We start from the raw sequence: 4,695 nt of genomic DNA, 5'->3' as shown, positions 1-4,695 counted from the left end.
ACGCTGGACGTGCAGTACGTGCGGAGTCACTTTCCCGTGGTTCTGGTGGGGGTCGTGGCGTCGGTCGTCGTACTCGTCGTCGTCTGGACCCACCGCGAGTGGATTCGCGCGAATCCACTCGCCGCGAAGGCGGCGTTGCTCCGTGTCGTCGGTATCGTCGGAACCGTCCTCGGGTTGCTGTTCATCACGAGTGCGATGAGCGTTCCCGTGGCCGCCTACTCGCTCGTCACGTGGATTTGGGACGACCCTCGGTTTTTCGTGACCTCCCTCGGGCTCTCCCCCCAGGGAGCGCTGGTCGTGACCGGCGTGGGGGTCCTGTTCGTGACCCTCGTCGTCTACGAGGGTGGAAAGCGGATTCCGGTGGACGTGGTGTCCCGGATTGGTGCACGGGACTGAACATGTTCCCCAAATCGTGATACCATTCTTACCGGTACGGGTCGTTCACCGGTGTGTGGATGAATCGGGTCGGATTCGAAACGAACGGGTGGAACAGGGAGATGGGGAGATGGATGCAAGGGGCGCGCAGTTGAACGTTCGGTCGGTGGTCCTCGGCCTTCTCGCGTCGCTCGTCGTGATCGTCGTCATCGTCTCGCTCGTGGGTGTCTCGTCGGTCGTGGCCGCCTTCAAGGCCGCAAGGCCGAGTGCTATCTTCGCCATCGTCGTTGCCGTGGCCTGCTGGCAGGTCGCGTGGAGTTCGGCGTTGCACGTCGTCCTGTCGCTGCTGGAGTATCCACAGTCACGTCCTCGGACGATGCTGATCTATCTGAGCATCGTTTTCGCCAACAGCATCACCCCGTTCGCACAGGCCGGTGCGGAACCCCTCGCCGCGTTGTTCGTCTCGCGGGCGACGGATGCGGAGTACGAGACGGGGCTGTCGGCCGTCGTGAGCGTCGATACGATCAATTTCCTCCCCTCCATCGGTTTTGCGATGCTCGGGTTCGCATACTTTACCGTTCGAGCGACGCTCAATCCGCGACTCAAACTCGCACTGGTGTTGTTCCTGGTCGTCGCCCTCGTGGTCGCCGTGGTCGCGGTATTCGCGTGGCGGTCGAGGGAGACGCTCGCGGCATTGCTCGTGAGTGGGCTGTTCTGGTTGGGGGCGTTCCTCAGCCGGAAAACGCCGCTGAACGTCGACGTTCCGGAGCAAGAACTCGAACGACGGGTGACGCTGTTTCTCTCGAATTTGGAACAGATCGCTCGGACACCTCATCGACTCGCCGTCGGACTGTTCTTCTCGGCAGTGGGCTGGTTCTTTCTGGCGGTTTGCCTTTGGCTCTCGCTCTACTCGCTCGGCTACGCGATTCCGGTCGAAGCACCGCTGTTCATCGTCCCGTTGGCGATGACGGCAAGCGTGACGCCGCTCCCCGGTGGCTTTGGCGGTATCGATGCCGCGTACATCCTGTTACTCGTGAGTCTGACGAACGTTCCGCTTCCGGTGATCACGGCGGCGCTTCTCGTCTTCCGAGCGGGAACCTATCTGCTTCCGCTCATCGCCGGTGGGGCCGCCGTGACGATGCTGGAGGCGAACCGACGGTGAATGGATGTCTATGGAGAACACATCATCTCTCCAGAAGGGTATAGTTAGCTATCAAAGATATTGATGGTCTCCTGCATGAAAAAATTGATGGTGGAGAACAGTGAACGCTATCTTGAATGTTCGACTGGTTAGCCAGTACCACACTTTCGTTCGTCACCAAATACGGCTACCTGGCTGTCTTCCTCTATCTGGCACTCGAAACGGCGTTCATTCTCCATTTCGCGCCGAGCGAAATCGTCGTCCCGTTTGCGGCGGTTCAACTCGTCCACGACTCGCTATCGTTCGCGTTCTTCGTCGTGGTCACGACCGCTGGAGCGACGGTAGGGAGCCTCCTCGGCTATTACGTGTTCGGTAAAAACGGGAAGGCGGCGCTTCATCGGTACGGACACATCCTTCACGTCTCCGAGTCGGATTTGGAACGAAGTCAGGGCTGGTTTCAGCAATGGGGTCGGAGCTCGGTCTTCTGGAGCCGAATGCTTCCGTTCGTACGCGCGGCCATCTCGATTCCCGCCGGACTCGCCGAAATGGACCTGCGGAGGTTCGTCGTCTACTCCGCGGGCGGATCGCTCGTTTTCAACGTATTTTTGACGTACCTCGTTTACGAAGGATCAGGCGAAACGTCCCCGCTCGGGTGGATGATCGAAACGATTTCCACGACACTGCTGCCCTACACCACGTCGATGGGGGGGAGCCTGCTCCTCCTCGCGAGCCTCGTCGTCGTTCTCTGTCTCGGTCTCGGCGTCATCTGGGTCGCCCGTGAACAGTTGAACCGAAAAACCGCCCCACGTCGGTGAGGGAGGCGGTATTGAGGCTGCTGGCTGTTTTTCACGCTGTATTCCGATTCACCGTCAGTCCGCGGTCGAGGGCGCTTTCTCCTCGTCCAGTACGCCCTGTCGCCAGTGGCCGAGGCTGAACCAGAGCACGCCGACGACGAACGCCCCGACCGCCGACAGCGACCACGACCACCAGAGACCGTTGACGCCCCACGCCATGCCCGAGAGCGTGAGCGGCCCGAGTTGGTACGTCCACCCGTACGCCAGCAGGATGGCCATCGGAATGCGGAGTATCCACCGCGAGAGGAACGACAGGGCCATCGCAACCCCGGTGCTGCCCGCACCGCGGAAGCCACCTTGGATCACCATCAGGCCGCCGAAGAAGGAGAGGAACGGTCCGATGACTCGGAGGAAGTGGGCACCGACGCGAACGACCGCGGGGTCGTCCGTGAACACCCGCATGGCGACGCCCGGGAAGGCCATCATCAACCCGCCCGCACCGAACAGCACCAGCATCGTTCCGACGGTCGCTTTCCACGTCACCTCCGAGGCGCGGTCGGGCGTCTTCGCTCCGAGGTTCTGCCCGACGCCGGTTGCGGCGGCCTGTCCGACCGCGCCCGACACCGTCCACGAGACGGACATCATCCTGATGCCGACGCCGTACGCCGCCGTCGGGACCGCGCCGAACCGGGCGACCAACGCGACCATCGCCACCGAGGCGAAACTCCGCGCCGCACCGTCGATGGTTGCGGGATAGCCGAGCGTGGCGAGTCGTTTCAACACCGGCCAGTCGGGACGGAGGTCCTCCAGTCGAAGCTGAATTCCCCAGTCGCCGCGCAGGAGGACGTAGACGCCGACGGCGGCCGCGAACACGCGAGAGATGAGCGTGGCGACCGCTGCGCCCTGCGTTCCCATCGGACCGAGCGGGCTGTATCCGAGGATGAGTATCGGGTCGAGGACGACGTTCATCCCGGCCGAGAGCACCATCAGCCACATCGCAGTGCGGGTGTCACCCGCGCCGCGAAGCACCGCTCGGAAGACGAAGAAGAGGAACGTGAACGGAATGGAGAAGAACAGCACTTCGATGTACCCGAGTGCTTGCACGTAGACGGGTCCTTTCGCCCCGACGAGCGTGAGGAGTTGATGACGGAACGCGAAGCCGAACGCCGCGAGGACGACCCCGATAACGACGGTCATGAGGGTCGTCTGTGCGACGACGTTGTCGGCCGCGCGGTCGTCACCCGCGCCGACGTGCTGTGAGACGAGCGCGACCGACGACGCCGTGAGTCCCATCGCCAACGAGACGAACAACCACGAGGTCGGGAACATGAGCGAAACGGCGGCGACGGCGTTGGTGCCGACGCGTCCGACCCAAAACATGTCCGCGAGGTTGTAGAACGTCTGCAGGAGGTTGCCGACGACCAGCGGCCACGCCAGCGTCACCAACTTCGGCGAGATGGCTCCCGTCGTCATATCGACACGATCCGCTCTTCGTCCAGCCATTTCCGTCCGAGTACAACGAGCGAACCGCGCTTAAACGGACGTGTTCCGCCCCCTCTCTGCCGGTTCTCTATCCCCTCGTCACTGAATCTCGCGGAGGGTATGCTGAAATTCCCGGTGATCGTTGACTTCGAGCGAGGAATCGAGCGTGCGGCGAACGTCGTCGATTTCGGCTTCGAGGGAGACGAACTCGTCGTTTTCCTGTAGTTCGTCGGGGGAGTATTCGGCCAGTAGGTTCGCGTGGGTCGAAACCAACGAGTAGTAGTGTGTCAGCGTCTCCGCGTACTCCGCACGGTTGTAGAGCGACTCGACCGTCCCCTGAAGTGAGCTCCTATCGACAGGTTTCGTTACGTACTCGTCGAATTTCATGTCGATGATGTCGTAACTCGGCGCGACCGCGGTGATCATGGCGACACGGCAGTCGTACCCATCGATTCGGATTCGTTCGAGAACCTCGGGGCCGCTCAACGTCGGCATCTTTCGGTCGAGGAGCACGACATCTATCTCCGTCGCCCGTTCGTCGAGTATCGAGAGTGCTTCCGTTCCGTCGTGCGCGACGTACGTTCCGTGGTCCGAGAGCCACTTCTCGTAGAGAATCGTCACCTCCGGTTCGTCGTCCACTATTAGCACGCCGATAGTACCTGCTGTCGTCATGTTCGGGGTCGGTATTGATAGAGATAATCAATCAATCAATTACTCATATATCTTTGGTTTTTAGATAGTATTTATTTACTGTTGTTTTTCTTTACATATTCCTCTTCCGGTCGGTCGTCCTGCGGGAACGTAAGGACGGCAACCGTCCCACGCGGCTCCGCGTCTTCGAACCACACCGCACCGCCGTACTGATCCATCATGACGGAAACGAAGTAGAGACCGAACCCGATG

The 4,695-nt window shown here is 61.2% G+C and carries 4 protein-coding genes and 1 pseudogene; 3 read left to right on the top strand and 2 right to left on the bottom strand.

Going from position 1 to position 4,695, the window contains the following annotated elements; all coding sequences use genetic code 11:
- From WBV42_RS07025 to WBV42_RS07015, 3 genes and pseudogenes are all read left to right on the top strand, one after another.
- Positions 1-396: pseudogene (locus tag WBV42_RS07025) on the top strand (DedA family protein); the annotation flags it as partial.
- A 55-nt stretch (positions 397-451) separates the two neighbouring features.
- The gene (locus WBV42_RS07020) at positions 452-1,537 is read left to right on the top strand and encodes a lysylphosphatidylglycerol synthase transmembrane domain-containing protein (RefSeq protein ID WP_423985395.1); all 1,086 of its coding nucleotides are present in this window, start codon (positions 452-454) and stop codon (positions 1,535-1,537) included.
- A 116-nt stretch (positions 1,538-1,653) separates the two neighbouring features.
- Positions 1,654-2,331 carry a DedA family protein gene (locus WBV42_RS07015; protein WP_423985394.1) on the top strand — a complete coding sequence of 226 codons (678 nt, stop codon included), beginning with the start codon at positions 1,654-1,656 and terminating at the stop codon, positions 2,329-2,331.
- 54 nt (positions 2,332-2,385) lie between these two features.
- On the opposite strand, the gene WBV42_RS07010 is transcribed toward WBV42_RS07015, so the two are convergent.
- The gene (locus WBV42_RS07010) at positions 2,386-3,813 is read right to left on the bottom strand and encodes an MATE family efflux transporter (protein WP_423985393.1); all 1,428 of its coding nucleotides are present in this window, start codon (positions 3,811-3,813) and stop codon (positions 2,386-2,388) included.
- Between the two features lie 78 nt (positions 3,814-3,891).
- Entirely contained in the window at positions 3,892-4,464 is a 573-nt protein-coding gene (locus tag WBV42_RS07005) for a response regulator (protein WP_423985392.1), read from the bottom strand.
- Positions 4,465-4,695 lie beyond the last annotated feature (231 nt).

Origin of the sequence: Haladaptatus sp. (assembly GCF_049589095.1) — an archaeon.
GTDB lineage: Archaea > Halobacteriota > Halobacteria > Halobacteriales > Haladaptataceae > Haladaptatus.
The sequence above is the reverse complement of the archived record's forward strand: the minus strand, read 5'-3'. Positions and strand labels throughout refer to the sequence as shown.